The sequence below is a fragment of the Herbaspirillum sp. genome (assembly GCF_035644555.1).
GTDB lineage: Bacteria > Pseudomonadota > Gammaproteobacteria > Burkholderiales > Burkholderiaceae_D > Herbaspirillum.
Window position 1 is genome coordinate 71,156 of record NZ_DASQOH010000051.1, and the last position, 14,191, is coordinate 85,346.

At 60.6% G+C, this 14,191-nt stretch carries 11 protein-coding genes; 5 read left to right on the top strand and 6 right to left on the bottom strand.

All coding sequences use genetic code 11. From position 1 onward, the window contains the following. Positions 1 to 442 precede the first annotated feature (442 nt). The 4 genes from dnaA to VE092_RS13780 form a co-directional block, all read right to left on the bottom strand. Positions 443 to 1,843, bottom strand: coding sequence for a chromosomal replication initiator protein DnaA (gene dnaA / locus VE092_RS13765; protein WP_324877608.1), 1,401 nt, complete (start codon positions 1,841 to 1,843; stop codon positions 443 to 445). 362 nt (positions 1,844 to 2,205) lie between these two features. Next, positions 2,206 to 2,973, bottom strand: coding sequence for a class II glutamine amidotransferase (locus tag VE092_RS13770; RefSeq protein ID WP_324877610.1), 768 nt, complete (start codon positions 2,971 to 2,973; stop codon positions 2,206 to 2,208). Positions 2,974 to 3,188: 215 nt separating this feature from the next. Beyond that, positions 3,189 to 3,506, bottom strand: a complete 318-nt coding sequence (locus VE092_RS13775; RefSeq protein WP_324877612.1) for a hypothetical protein — start codon at positions 3,504 to 3,506, stop codon at positions 3,189 to 3,191. A gap of 570 nt (positions 3,507 to 4,076) precedes the next feature. After that, positions 4,077 to 4,310, bottom strand: coding sequence for a hypothetical protein (locus VE092_RS13780; RefSeq protein WP_006463444.1), 234 nt, complete (start codon positions 4,308 to 4,310; stop codon positions 4,077 to 4,079). A 177-nt stretch (positions 4,311 to 4,487) separates the two neighbouring features. Between VE092_RS13780 and VE092_RS13785 the strand changes: the two genes are divergently transcribed. Beyond that, a complete protein-coding gene (locus VE092_RS13785) occupies positions 4,488 to 5,447 on the top strand; it encodes a LysR family transcriptional regulator (RefSeq protein WP_006463443.1) in 960 nt (319 codons plus the stop codon). A gap of 131 nt (positions 5,448 to 5,578) precedes the next feature. Continuing rightward, on the top strand, positions 5,579 to 7,615 hold the full coding sequence (locus VE092_RS13790) for an AsmA family protein (RefSeq protein WP_324877615.1): 2,037 nt from the start codon (positions 5,579 to 5,581) through the stop codon (positions 7,613 to 7,615). Positions 7,616 to 8,404: 789 nt separating this feature from the next. Here VE092_RS13790 and VE092_RS13795 read toward each other — a convergent pair. Then, positions 8,405 to 8,710 (bottom strand): 2Fe-2S iron-sulfur cluster-binding protein, encoded by a 306-nt coding sequence (locus VE092_RS13795; protein ID WP_324877617.1) that lies wholly within the window; start codon positions 8,708 to 8,710, stop codon positions 8,405 to 8,407. 435 nt (positions 8,711 to 9,145) lie between these two features. Then, positions 9,146 to 10,030: a LysR family transcriptional regulator gene (locus VE092_RS13800; protein WP_324877619.1), complete on the bottom strand. Its 885-nt coding sequence runs from the start codon at positions 10,028 to 10,030 to the stop codon at positions 9,146 to 9,148. A 282-nt stretch (positions 10,031 to 10,312) separates the two neighbouring features. On the opposite strand from VE092_RS13800, the gene VE092_RS13805 reads away from it, so the two are divergent. The 3 genes from VE092_RS13805 to VE092_RS13815 form a co-directional block, all read left to right on the top strand. Next, on the top strand, positions 10,313 to 11,824 hold the full coding sequence (locus tag VE092_RS13805) for a CoA-acylating methylmalonate-semialdehyde dehydrogenase (RefSeq protein ID WP_324877622.1): 1,512 nt from the start codon (positions 10,313 to 10,315) through the stop codon (positions 11,822 to 11,824). Between the two features lie 156 nt (positions 11,825 to 11,980). After that, positions 11,981 to 13,600 (top strand): GMC family oxidoreductase, encoded by a 1,620-nt coding sequence (locus tag VE092_RS13810; protein WP_324877624.1) that lies wholly within the window; start codon positions 11,981 to 11,983, stop codon positions 13,598 to 13,600. Positions 13,601 to 13,813: 213 nt separating this feature from the next. After that, on the top strand, positions 13,814 to 14,191 hold a 378-nt coding region (locus VE092_RS13815), incomplete at its 3' end, for an ATP-binding cassette domain-containing protein (RefSeq protein WP_324877628.1).

The window sequence follows — 14,191 nt, forward strand, 5'->3', positions numbered from 1 at the left end:
GCGACCCGCGATTGTCCAGGTAGGTAAGACAATGGTGGGCAGCCAGAAACACTTGGCTATACGTTTGGAACATTTGAATACTTTTGCCGGGTTTTTCCGGGTATTTATTCGAAGTTTCCGTGCTATTCCGCGGATTTCCTGCTCCGTGGCCGGCCCTTGCGTCCGCCTGCGAAATAACGCCTTCCATTGTACCAATCATCCCCTCTTCGGAGTAGCCCGCCAGGGGGGAGGGTGGGCGCCTGAGGAGCAAAAATCCGGTGGTCGGGAAGGGAAAATTCCCCCTCCCCGGGCAGAGGAAGCGCCGCAGGCGGACCGGTTATTTTATCCACAGGCTTGCGCGCCGGGGAGCCTGGAAGTTTCGTTGTGGAAAAGAAAATGCCGCCGGCGCGGACGCGGGCGGCATGGTCATCTTATCCACAGGCGCTGCCGGTGGCAGCCTGGATCAACCCTTGAGGGTTTGCTCCAGCACGTGCAGCTCGTGGTTGCATTCCGGGCTCTTGGCGCGGTCGGCGGCGATCTTGCGGACCGCATGCAACACCGTGGTGTGGTCGCGGCCGCCGAAGAGGTCGCCGATTTCCGGCAGGCTCTTCTGGGTCAGCTCCTTGGCCAGGTACATGGCGATCTGGCGCGGGCGGGCGATGTTGGCCGGACGCTTCTTGGAATACATGTCGGCGACCTTGATGTTGAAGAAGTCGGCCACCGTCTTCTGGATGTTCTCCACCGAGATCTGGCGATTCTGCACCGACAGCAGGTCCTTCAGGGCTTCCTTGACGACATCGATGGTGATGTCCTTGCCGTGGAAGCGCGAGTAGGCCAGGATCTTGCGCAGCGCGCCTTCCAGCTCGCGCACGTTGGAGCGCAGATGCTTGGCGACGAAGAAGGCGACGTCATCGGACAGCACCACATCCTCGGCGGCGGCCTTCTTCATCAGGATGGCCACGCGCATCTCCAGCTCGGGCGGCTCGATGGCCACCGTCAGGCCGGAGTCGAAGCGGGAGATCAGGCGGTCATCCATGCCGCTGATTTCCTTGGGATAGGTATCACTGGTGATGATGATCTGTTTCTTGGCCGCGATCAGGGCTTCGAAGGCGTAGAAGAATTCTTCCTGGGTGCGGCTCTTGCCGCCGAAGAACTGGATATCGTCGATCAGCAGCAGGTCCAGCGAATGGTAATAGCGCTTGAAGTCGTCGAAACCCTTGCGCTGGTAGGCCGTGACCACGTCACGCACGTACTGTTCGGCGTGGATGTAGCGGATCTTGGCGCCCGGGTTATCCACAAGCACCTGGTTGCCGATGGCGTGGATGATGTGGGTCTTACCCAGACCCACGCCGCCATACAGGAACAGCGGGTTGTACGAGGTACCGGGGTTGTTGGCGACCTGGGTGGCGGCCGCGCGGGCCAGCTGGTTGGCCTTACCGGTAACCAGGTTGTCGAAGGTCAGGACCGGGTTGATGCGCGACTGCTCCTGGCGCGGTGCCACCGCCCGCACGGGCTGAGCCGGTTCGGGGTCCAGGTGCAGCTGTTCGTGGTTGGGCAGGCCCAGACCGCTGGCACCGCCGCCGCCCGCTTGCGGGCTGGCGGCCGGACGCCGGCCCTGGTTGCCGCGGGGGTCCAGCACGAACTGGACTTCGGTCGGTGCGTCCCAGTATTCGCAGGCCAGTGCGGTGATGCGGTTGGCGAACTGGGTCTTGACCCAGTCCAGCTTGAAGCGATTGGGCGCGGCGATGCGCAAGAGCCCATCCTCGAAGTCGAGCGGCACCAGCGGCTTGATCCAGGCGCTGTATTGCTGAGGGGTCAGCTCCTGCTCGAGTTTATGGGAGCAAGCCTGCCAGAAGTTTTCCATGAAGCTTTCTTATCGGATAAGTGCGGCGCCCGCCTGCCGCGTCCGGAGGACGGGCCTGGATGGACGAAGTCGTCCGGGCGCGAAACGAGGGACGCATTTTACTCCGGTAAACTTAAGTTATCCACAGGGCGACCGGCAAAAATCCCTGAAAAATCTGAACTATCCACAGGCTGCGCAGCAGCGCAGCGTCATCCTGACACCGGAAGGCCCGTGAGCGGGCGGTGTTGGGGGGACAGAGTCATCAGCTGTGGATAAGACTAGGCGACCAATCCGTCCGCCTTTTTTGTAACAGCCTGTGCAAAAGTGGATTTTTGCGGCGGATTTGGCTGTGGACAGGTGACTGTGCTTGGCAGCCGGGTTGCTCAGTCGACCACGTTACCGTCGACAAAGATCTTCATTTCACCTGCCTGGAAAGCGGTCCAGACTTCATTGTTGGTCAAAGGCTGCGTCACGATGACGGCGACCCGGTCATTGGTGGTGGTGACTTCGGCAAAGTCGACCGAGAGGTCGTCGTCAGACAACTTGGCGGTGGTGAAAGGGTGCTGGCGGACGATGTAATAGAGATGCGTGGAACAGTGGGTATAGAGCGCCGAGCCGTCCGAGAGCAGCATGTTGAAGGTGCCGTGGCTGGCGATGCCATCGACGATCTCGCGCAGCGCAGCGCGCAGGTCGGCCAGCAGGGGCAGGGTGTCGCCGAAGCGCTTGCGCATTTCCTGCAGGATGTAGCAGAAGGCCAGTTCGCTGTCGGTGGTGCCGACCGGGCGATAGGGGCCATCTAGCTCGGGCGTGAAGTTCTTCAGGTCGCCGTTGTGGGCAAATACCCAGTAGCGCCCCCACAGTTCGCGCACGAAGGGATGGCAGTTGGCCAGTGTGACACGGCCCTGGGTGGCCTTGCGGATGTGGGCAATCACGTGCTGCGACTTGATCGGGTAGCGCTTGATCAGTTCGGCCACGGGGGAATCGACGGCCGCCTGGTGGTCGACGAAGGTGCGCACGCCCGAGCCCTCGAAGAAGGCAATGCCCCAGCCATCACGGTGGTGGTCGGTCAGGCCGCCCCGGGTGGCAAAGCCGGTGAAGCTGAAGACGATATCGGTGGGGGTGTTGCAGTTCATCCCGAGGAGCTGGCACATGATGTGTTGCGGAAATGCTGTGAAGGTTGGCGGGTGAACAAGTTATCACGTTGCCGCCGGCCCGGGTCCGGGCTGTGGATAAAAAAAGCCCCGCGAGCTTGCGCTGGCGGGGCTAATCCTTCCTAAAGAGGGAGGAGGAGACACAGTACGTACTACAAAACTACAAAACGACCAGAAGACGGATCAGAGGTCGCACTACATGGCGGGACCGGACTTCAGTCGCGCGCGGCCATGTTGCGCAGCTCGGCTGCAAAATTCGGTTGGGTCATGCTGTATTCGTTGGCCATGCGGTTGAGCATGCGCTTGCCGCTGAACTTGTGCGCCAGGATACGTTGCTCCAGCGACTTGCGCGGCTTGACCAGCAGCACGGCGGCTTGCGCCAGACCCAGGATCAGCGGCTTGAACACCATCATCAGCGTTACCAGTGCCCCCAGACCCAGTGCCGGACGGACATAGGCGGCCAGCATTCCCATCAGGGATTGTGCGAAAGGCAGGGCTGCTTCTGCAGGAAAGGCCAGGTTCAGGAAGGACATGATATTTCTACCTCTGATAATCAGACCGCGACACGACTGCGCGGTGTTCAATTTCACTGTTGTTGCGTCGCAGTATGCTTGGCGGGCGGCTGTATGACTACTTTAGAGTTCTCATATCAGATATAGGGTTTGTGAATATGCCCCAGCCAGGATGGCGGAGGCACTCCGGACCCGCCGCAAACCCGCTCCTGTAATGGGCCGTGCATCCCTGTGCGGACTTGGGCCGGTTGGCCATGGGGCGGTAGCCAGAGGTCATTGCGGCGATTTTGCAACGTCGTTTGACTGCAACAGCGTCGGCGGTGAATATCTAGGTCGCAACGACGGTTCGCGATGGCGAAAAAAAACCCCGCAGGCATGGCCTACGGGGTTAATCCTTCCTAAAGAGGGAGGAGGAGACAACGGATCGGTGTCCTGACGCGTTGATCGAATCAGCGTCAACATAAGCGCCGTACGCGCCGGAACTACCGAAATCCTTGATACCGGCACCGATCTCCAGGACCTGGTGCCAGCGTCACGCAAGTGTCATGCGCGACGGGTAAAACCTGAATCTGGTGAAGCAGAAACCTTCGATTAACCGCGCGAAGCGATGAAGCGCAGTTCAGCAGCCAGGTTCGGCTGGGTAGCTTCGAACTTGTCGGCCATGCGGTTCAGCTGGCGGGTGCCCGATGCGCGATCCTGTTCGGCGGCGACCAGAGCAACGGCTTGCAGCTCGTGGGCCTTGACGAAGTGGATGAAGATGTTGCGCATGACGGCGGCGAACTTGCTCTTGAAGGTGCTGTTGGTGCTTTGTGCGATGGTTGCCATGATTCGATCCTTGACGTTGTGTGTTATGTTGCATTGCAGTGTAGAGAACTCACATTTGTTTGACCACTTTCCGTTTCGGATATCAGTTATATTATCTGTGAATAATATTTCGACCGGCCATCACCGCCGCTCCAGCCTTCTCTCCCTGACTCCTTTCCTGCCGCAAAGGCACGCCCTATGAGCTTTCTGACCCTGGACCTGAACCTGTTGCGCGTTTTCGACGCCGTCATGACCGAGCAGAACCTGACACGCGCGGCCAATCTGCTGGCCATGACCCAGCCGGCTGTCTCCAATGCGCTACGGCGCCTGCGCGACACTCTCAATGACGATCTGGTCATCCGTACCGCGCACGGGGTGAAGCCCACGCCGCGAGCCGAGGAGCTGTGGCCGACGGTGCGCAGGGCCTTGTCCGAGCTGGAAGCGGTGATCGCACCGGAAAGCTTCGATATCTCGCGTGCCCAGAACACCTTCCGAATGGCCATGGTGGATGCCACGGCGGCGTTGTGGCTGCCTTCGCTGGTGCGCACCATCATGCGCGACGCCCCCCGCATCAAGATCCGCATGATGCCGCTGACCACGCGTGACCCGCGTGCCATGCTGTTGCGTGGCGACATCGACCTGGCCGTAGGCTTTTTCCCCGGCGTGACCGCCCAGCTGGCCGATGGCCAGGGCATGGCCAAGAGCCAGATCAGCCATGCCCGGCTCTACACCGGTCAATATGTCTGCGTGATGCACAAGAACCACCCGCTGGCGGGCCAGCCGCTGACGCTGGACAGCTACTGCAGCGCCGATCACTTGCTGGTGAGCCTGTCGGGCAAGCCGCATGCGGTGATTGATGACGTGCTGGCTGGCATGAACCGGGAACGCAAGATCCTGCTGACGGTGAACCAGTTCTTCACGGCCGGCCGCATCGTGGCCAGTTCGGAACTCATCACCGTGCTGCCGCGTCACCTGGTGGCCGCCACCGGGATGGCCGAGGTGCTGGTGGTGAAGGAACTGCCCTTCCAGACCCCGGAAGAGCATGTGGACATGCTGTGGCACGAACGCGACGCCCGTAATCCGGCCCACAAGTGGCTGCGTGCTCACTTGTCTGCAACAACACATGACGAATTCGGTCGTATCAACATGAAGCGCTGATGCGATGCAGGCAGCACACGGCTTTCCCGGTCTGATTTATCCACAGGCGCCATAGAGACTGGCGCTCGGGAAAGCCGCTGTCGGCGGGCATTGGCGCATGTTGATAACCCTACAGAGGGGACGCCGAAGCGATGTCGCGCCTGACCAAAATCCTGCTCTGGCTGCTTGCCAGCCTGCTCATCCTGATCGCCGCCGCGGTCATCTTCATCCTCACTTTCGACTGGAACCGGGCCAAGCCCTGGATCAACGAACGCGTTTCGACGGCCATCGGTCGCGAGTTCGCCATCGACGGCGATCTTTCGCTGCACTGGCAGCGCCCCGATGCGGGGGCGGCCGAGAGCGGCTTCTGGGCGCGCTGGGTGCCCTGGCCGCGCCTGCAGGCCCGCGACCTCCGGGTCGGCAATCCGCCGGTGTTTTCAGGCGCCGGGCAGATGGCCACCGTGCGGCTGCTCAGCTTCACGCTCAACCCGTTGCCTCTGCTTGTGCACAACATTTCTCTGCCTGCGCTGGATGTGGAGGGCGCCTCGATAAGCCTGCTGCGCAACCGGGCGGCTGTGAACAACTGGACCTTCGCCAACGGTGGCGACGGCCCGTCGACCTGGCGCGTCACGCCCGGGCGCATCAGCCTGCGCCAGGGCAAGCTGGCGCTGGACGATGCCGTGCAAAAGATCGATATCAAGGCCGACATCGACACGCTCGATCCGGAGAAGGAAAAGGTCTATGGCCTGGGATGGAAGCTGGGCGGGACCTTCAACGGCGCCCCGGTCAGCGGGGCGGGCAAGGCCGGGGGCGTGCTGTCGCTGCAGGATCAGCAACAACCGTATCCGCTGGAGGCACAGGTCAAGGTGGGCAAGACCGCCATCGGTGTGCGCGGCACCCTCACCAAGCCGGCCGAACTGGCAGCGCTGGATCTGCGGCTTTCGATTTCCGGCGCCAGCATGGGCAACCTGTATCCATTGACCGGCATCCTGCTGCCGGAGACACCGCCCTTCGCCACCGAAGGCCACCTGAGCGGCAAGATTGGCGCCAGCGGCAGTCAGTGGCATTACCAGGATTTCAGCGGCAAGGTCGGGGATAGCGACATCAACGGCAGCCTGGATTACGTGACCGGCGGGGCGCGCCCGCAACTGACCGGTGCGCTGACATCCAATGTGCTGCGCTTCGATGACCTGGCGCCGCTGATCGGGGCCGACTCCAATGCCGAGAAGGCCCAGCGCGGCGCAGAGGAGCGCCAGCCCGCCGACAAGGTGCTGCCGGTGAAGACCTTCAGCACACAGGCGTGGGGGGCGCTGGACGCCGATGTCCGCTTCACCGGCAAGCGCATCATCCGTCAGAAGGATCTGCCGATCAGCGATCTGCAGGCCCATCTCATCCTCAAGGACAAGGTGCTGAGCCTGGAGCCGCTCAACTTCGGTATGGCCGGCGGCAATCTTCGCTCGACCATCCGGCTCGATGGCCAGGGGGCACAGATGAAATCCGAAATGAAGCTGTCCGCGCGCAAGCTGAAGATCCAGAAGCTGTATCCGCAGCTCGACGCGTCACGCACCAGCTTCGGCGAAATCAACGGGGATGCCAGGCTCAGCGCCACCGGTAACTCGGTGGCGGCGATGCTGGGCTCGGCCAATGGCGAAGTGAAGACCCTGGTCAACCAGGGCGCCATCAGCAAGTTTCTGCTGGAGGCGGCCGGCCTGAACGTGGGCAATGTCGTCCTCAGCAAGCTGTTCGGTGACAAGGAGGTGAAGCTGAACTGCCTGGCCGGCGACCTGCCGGTCCAGGATGGCGTCATGCAGGTGAAGACGCTGCTGCTCGACACCGAAGATGCGCTGATCGTCGTCGATGGCAGCATCGACATGAAGCGCGAACAGCTGGACCTGAACGTGCACCCTCGCAGCAAGGGCTTGCGCATCATTTCCCTGCGCTCCCCGCTCTACGTCAAGGGCAGCTTCAAGAATCCCGACGTGGGGGTCGACAAGGGCGTGCTGGCCTTGCGCGCCGGCGGTGCGGTGGCCCTCGGTCTGCTGGCACCGGTGACCGCGATTCTGCCCCTGATCAATGTGGATGGGGACCAGAAGGCCGACTGCGACCATCTGCTGGAAGAAGTGAAGAAGGCCCCGCAAGCGCCGCCCCCTCGCAAACAGGCTGCACGCAAAGGTTCGCCTAAAAAATAGGCAGTCCAAAAACAGAGCATTTTTGCTGCGGGGGCAGGGGATAACTTTCCTGTCCCCGCATCAATTTGAGCCCATTTTCCGCAACAGTGGGCGGCCCTTTGACGCAGGGAGTCTCCCTCCTTGCCCCGAAAACCCCTCCAATCCCCCCTCTGGCGCAGTCGGAATGCTGTAAATCGGTGACCAACTGGCCGAATTCAACGACTTCCCTGGCTTTAGGTGGGCAAACCCGTGATTTCTCGCAAATTCAGCCGCCCTGTGGATAAAGTTCTGAATAACTTTTTCATCGATTGGGGAAAAGTCAAAAAGTTATCCAAAGGCCGATTTTTATCCAAGATCGGTTATGGGCTCATACAGAGCTTGCCCCAGTGCTTATCCTGACCGCAAACAATTGATTTTTTTGCCGTAAACCAGGTTATCCACAGAGAGGGGCGGTCGTTAACCATCACTACTAATTTTATAAACAGCTTAGATTGAAAACCGAGGGGATGCGCACGCCTGCTGCAACAGCGCCAACAAGGCAAGACGACACAAACCCACGAAGCCACGAGATCAGGAGGGACGGGAGGACGGTTCAGGGGACTGGGGAAAAGACAGGCTTTTCCCGGATGACACCGGAAGCCTTGAGAGGACTGCCAGGCGCGTTGGGGATAAAACAGGTAGGGGCATCGGCAGAGCAGACTGCGAGACTGACTCAGGGGCAGCAACGACCCTTGACGGCGGTTTTCTTATCCACAGCAGCTCGCCGCAGCCATTATGTCGTCCCTGCCGTCGAAAAGCGCAGTGGATAAATCATTTCTCTCGCAATCGCAGGGCGTCGGGAACCTCCAGTTGCAGGTCGCTCCGCGCCTCCGCCACGCAGGGCAGTAGCCAGCCTTCGGCTTTTTCTTCGCGTGTGAGGCCTGGCCATTCGATCTGGTACGCGATTTCCCCTGTGGACAGTTTGCACAGGCAGGTCCGACAGGTGCCGTTCCGACACGAATTCGGCATGCGGATGCCCGCCAGCAGGGCAGATTGCAACAGGGAAAGTGCGCTTACTTGTTCAAATTGCAAACCTGATGGCTGCAGTGTCACCAGGAAACGTTTTTCGTTTGTCATCTCATCGCCCCGCCGGGTTTGCATGCTGCTGTGGATAAGTCTTTGCATATCTGCTGGGCGCTTTGGGTATATCTGGCTGATTTATCCAAGGCAGAAATTTTGTCCAGAATCTGTGCCTGCGCAATGCAGAAGCTTACCAAGCGTTTATCAGAAAGCTAAATCCTTGATTTTTTTCGCGAAAACCAAGTTATCCACAGTTTTCGGCGACGTTAACAATCACTACTACTTATATATATCCACATCTAAATTAAAAGACCGGAAGAGCGTACGCGGTGGACATCTTTCCAAAAAACCCGTTTACCAGCTCCAGGACTACGTGCAAAAGCCTTGGCAAACACCAGCTTCGCATCAATAGCCCTTCGGTTCGGCAAGAAAACGGTGAAGTCGGCAGATTAAGCGGGTGATTGATCCGAAAAGTTGCATTAAAAGAAACATCTAGGCCTGCCAGACCTGCTGCAGCAAGTGGAACACCGCCTTGATGGCATCTTCATGTTGTCTTTTTTCTAATGAAATAAAGCTCAGCTCGGTGGAAAGCTCGACCGCATCGGCGATTACCAGACCATGGGCCTGAGCCTGGTTCAGCGCGATGGATTCTCGCGCCAGCGACAGACCCACGCCCGACTTGACCAGGTCCAGCATCGAGGATTCCTGGTCGACCAAGGCCACAGTATGGGGTTTTACCTGATGTTGGGCGAAGATACGGCTTAATAGGCGATGATGGGCCGATTCCGCGGGTGTCCAGATCCACGGCAGCCGCGACAGTTCCTTCCAGCCTTTGCCACTGACCCGGTTCTTCCAGCCCGCCGGTGCGATGACGTTGTAGGTGAAGGAGGTCAGCGTCATGGCGTGAAAGCCCTTGCCCGGATCGCCGAGGAAATAACCGACGTCCAGGTGCCCGGCCCGTACTTCGTTGAGTACCGAGCCCGACATGTGGTGCGACAGCTGGGTCGACAGACGCGGATGATGTTCGACCAGCAACTTCAGGAAAGCACCGAGACGGATGAATTCGGGATCGAGGATGGTGCCGATGGCCAGTGTTCCGGTCAGGACATCGTCACTGGAGCGCAGTCCGCTGGCATGGCGCCGCAATTCCTGCACATCGGCCAGGATACGCTCGGCCAGCGGCAGCAAGGTGTTGCCTTCCACCGTCAAGACCATGCCGGATGCACTGCGATTGAACAATTGCAGGCCCAGGCTTTCCTGCAGCCCCTTGATCTGCAGACTGACGGCGGGTTGGGTCAGATGCAGCTTTTCAGCGGCCCGGGTCAGGTTGCCTTCATGGGCAACCGAGATAAATGCGCGTAATTGCGTCAAATCCATCATCATCTCCAGCGATCACCGTTTTATCTTGGCTGTCCCGCTTGTGGATAAGGCCGTGGATATCCTGGTGAATAGCTTGTGGGAATCGTGTGGGTAGTATGTGAACAATAAAGACGGATTATAAGCATCCTTTATATTGCTCTTGATAATTCCTCATTGGATGCGGGCTCGGGCGCGGACTATTCTTGCTGTTCCATGCCGACCCCGACCTGGTCGACGCATCGCAGGAAGGCGCAGGAGACGGCACCTTCACCCGACATCGACAACACCAAAGGAAAACTTATGAGCCTCCCGCACATCGACCACTTCATCAACGGCCAGCTCTCGCGTTCGGAAAGCGGTCGCAGCCAGGATGTCTTCAATCCCGCTACCGGCGCGGCCGCAGCCAAGGTGTCGCTGGCATCGGTGGCCGAAGTCAACGCTGCAGTGGCCGCTGCCAGTGCCGCCGCACCGGCCTGGGCTGAGACCGCGCCCCTGAAGCGCGCCCGTGTGCTGTTCAAGTTCAAGGAGTTGATCGAGCAGAACCACGATGCCCTGGCCCGTGCCATCACGCTGGAACATGGCAAGGTGTTCTCGGATGCGAAAGGGGAGGTGACGCGTGGCCTGGAAATCGTCGAATTCGCCACCGGTATCCCGCAATTGCTCAAGACCCAGTTCACCGACAACATCGGCGGCGGTATCGACAACTGGAACCTGCGTCAGCCGCTGGGCGTGACGGCCGGCATCACGCCATTCAACTTCCCGGTGATGGTGCCGCTGTGGATGGCGCCGATAGCGATCGCCACCGGCAACAGCTTCGTGCTCAAGCCCTCCGAGCGTGATCCTTCACCTTCGTTGATGCTGGCCGAACTGTTCAAGCGCGCCGGCCTGCCTGATGGCGTCTTCAACGTGGTGCAGGGCGACAAGGTGGCGGTGGATGCGCTGCTGGAGCATCCTGAGGTGCAGGCGGTCTCCTTCGTCGGTTCCACCCCGATTGCCGAATACATCTATCGCAAGGCCACCGAACGCGCCGGCACCTTCCCGCTGCGCGCGCAGGCCCTGGGCGGCGCCAAGAACCACCTGGTGGTCATGCCTGACGCCAACCTGGAGCAGGCTGTGGATGCGCTCATCGGCGCGGCCTATGGCTCGGCTGGCGAGCGCTGCATGGCGATCTCGGTGGCGGTGGCCGTGGGCAGCGTGGCCGACCAGCTGGTGGAAGCCCTGATCCCGCGCGTGAAGGCCTTGAAGGTCAAGAACGGCATGGAAGACGATGCCGAGATGGGCCCGCTGGTGACCGCGGCCCACAAGGCCAAGGTGGAAGGCTACATCCAGAGCGGTGTGGATGCTGGCGCCAAGCTGCTGGTCGATGGCCGCGGCCTGAAGGTGCCGGGCCATGAAGAAGGTTTCTTCATCGGCGGTACGCTCTTCGACAACGTCAGCACCGACATGAAGATCTACCAGGAAGAAATCTTCGGTCCAGTGCTGTGCGTGGTGCGGGTGCCGGATTTCGCCTCGGCCGTGCAGCTGATCAACGCCCACGAATATGGCAACGGTGTGTCGCTGTTCACCGCCGATGGCAATACGGCGCATGAGTTCTCGCGCCGCATCCAGGTCGGCATGGTGGGCATCAACGTACCTATCCCGGTGCCGATGGCCTGGCATTCCTTCGGCGGCTGGAAGCGTTCGCTCTTCGGCGATACCCATGCCTATGGCGAGGAGGGCATCCGCTTCTATACGCGCTACAAGTCCATCATGCAGCGCTGGTCGGCGACCATCGGCAAGGGGGCGGAGTTCACCATGCCGGTGGCCAAATAAGCCGACGAGACAATACCGACCGTTCGGACTGAGTAGCGCCGCAGGCGCGTATCGAAGATTCACCGTAGACGCACCTTCGATACGTCGCTACGCGACTACTCAGGCCGAACGGCCGAAGCAACTCAACGGCAATAACAAGAACATAGCGGAGACAACATGCAATCGGCAGGGCAATACGACTACATCATCATCGGCGCCGGGACGGCCGGCTGTGTCATGGCCAACCGGCTGTCCAGGAAGACCGGCAAGAAGGTGCTGCTGATCGAAGCGGGCGCCAAGGACGATTACATCTGGATCCATATTCCGGTGGGCTATCTCTACTGCATCAACAATCCGCGCACCGACTGGATGTTCCGTACCGAGGCCGATCCCGGCCTGAACGGGCGCAGCCTGATCTACCCGCGCGGCAAGGTGCTGGGCGGCTGTTCTTCCATCAACGGCATGATCTACATGCGCGGTCAGGCGCGTGACTACGAGCACTGGGCGGATGTCACCGGCGACGACAGCTGGCGCTGGAACCAGGTGCTGCCCTTGTTCCGCAAGAGCGAGGACTACCACCTGGGCGAGAGCGAATTCCACGGCGCCGGGGGAGAGTGGCGGGTGGAGAAGCAGCGCCTGCGCTGGGACATCCTGGATGCCTTCCGCGAGGCCGCCGCCGAGAACGGTATCCCCAAGCTCGATGACTTCAACCGGGGCGACAACGAGGGCTGTGGCTACTTCGACGTCAACCAGAAGCGCGGCGTGCGCTGGAACGCTTCCAAGGCCTTCCTGCGGCCTGCCATGAAGGATGGCAGCCTGACCATCATGACCGGCTCGCACGTCAGGAAGCTGCGCATGGAGCAGGGCACCAACGGACCGGTCTGCACCGGCGTCGAATTCACCGGTGGTGGCAGCGAGTGGCTGGCCGAGGCCAAGGAGACCATCCTGTGCGCCGGCGCCATCGGCTCGCCGCATATCCTGCAGATGTCGGGCATCGGTGCGCCTGCGCTGTTGCAGCAGCATCAGATCCCGGTGGTCCAGGCCCTGGCCGGCGTGGGCGAGAATTTGCAGGATCACCTGCAGATGCGCATGGTGTTCAAGGTCAACGGCACCAGGACCCTCAATGCCATGGCCTCGACTCTCTTCGGAAAGATGAAGATCGGACTGGAATACCTGTTGATGCAGAGCGGTCCGATGTCGATGGCGCCTTCGCAGCTGGGTGCCTTTGCCAGGTCCGACGCGCAGCAGGCCAGCGCCAATCTGCAGTACCACGTGCAGCCGCTGTCGCTGGAAAAATTTGGCGATCCGCTGCATGCCTTCCCGGCCTTCACTGCCAGCGTGTGCAATCTGCGTCCGACCTCGCGCGGTCACGTGCGCCTGGCCTCCACCGATCACGCGCTGGCGCCACGCATCACCACCAACTATCTGTCCACCGAAGAAGACCTGAAGGTCGCCGCCGACGCCCTGCGCCTGACCCGGCGCATCGCCGCCTCTCCCGCCCTGGCGCGCTATCGGCCCGAGGAGTACAAGCCCGGCGTGCAGTACCAGAGCGAAGAGGATCTGCGCCGCGCCGCCGGTGACGTGGGCACCACCATCTTCCATCCGGTCGGCACCTGCCGCATGGGGCGCAGCGACGATGCCGCGGCCGTCGTGGACGCGCATTGCCGCGTGCGCGGGGTGTCGGGACTGAGCGTGGCCGATGCCTCCGTGATGCCCTCCATCACCTCCGGCAATACCAATTCGCCGACTGTCATGATTGCCGAGAAAGTCGCTTCCAGCCTGCTTTCCCGGGCGTAACCGGGGTATTCTCAGCCGCTGGCGGATACGGTACTTATACGTATTGTATGAATGGTACGAACCGGCTACTATGCGCCAAATATTAAAACGAGCTTCTCGATTCGCCAGGTAGAAAACGGCGGCGCCTGCATCCACAAGATGCCGGCCAACCGCAGCAGGCAGGCCTTGACGACCGGATCAACCGGCGCGGGCATCAAAGGGAAAGAAGAGACCATGACAGACGTCATTCTGGAGACACGAAACCTGACGAAGGAATTCAAGGGTTTCACGGCAGTGAGCGCGGTCAACCTGCAAATTGAGCGCGGCCATATTCATGCATTGATCGGCCCCAATGGCGCCGGCAAAACCACCTGTTTCAACCTGCTGACCAAGTTCCTGGTACCGACCTCGGGCCAGATCCTGTTCAATGGTCGTGACATCACCATGGATGCACCGGCGCAGATCGCGCGTCAGGGCATCATCCGTTCCTTCCAGATTTCCGCCGTCTTCCCGCACATGAGCGTGCTGGAGAACGTGCGCATCGGCCTGCAGCGCAAGCTCGGGACCTCCTTCCATTTCTGGAAGAACGGCGAGAGCCTGAAGCAGCTCGAC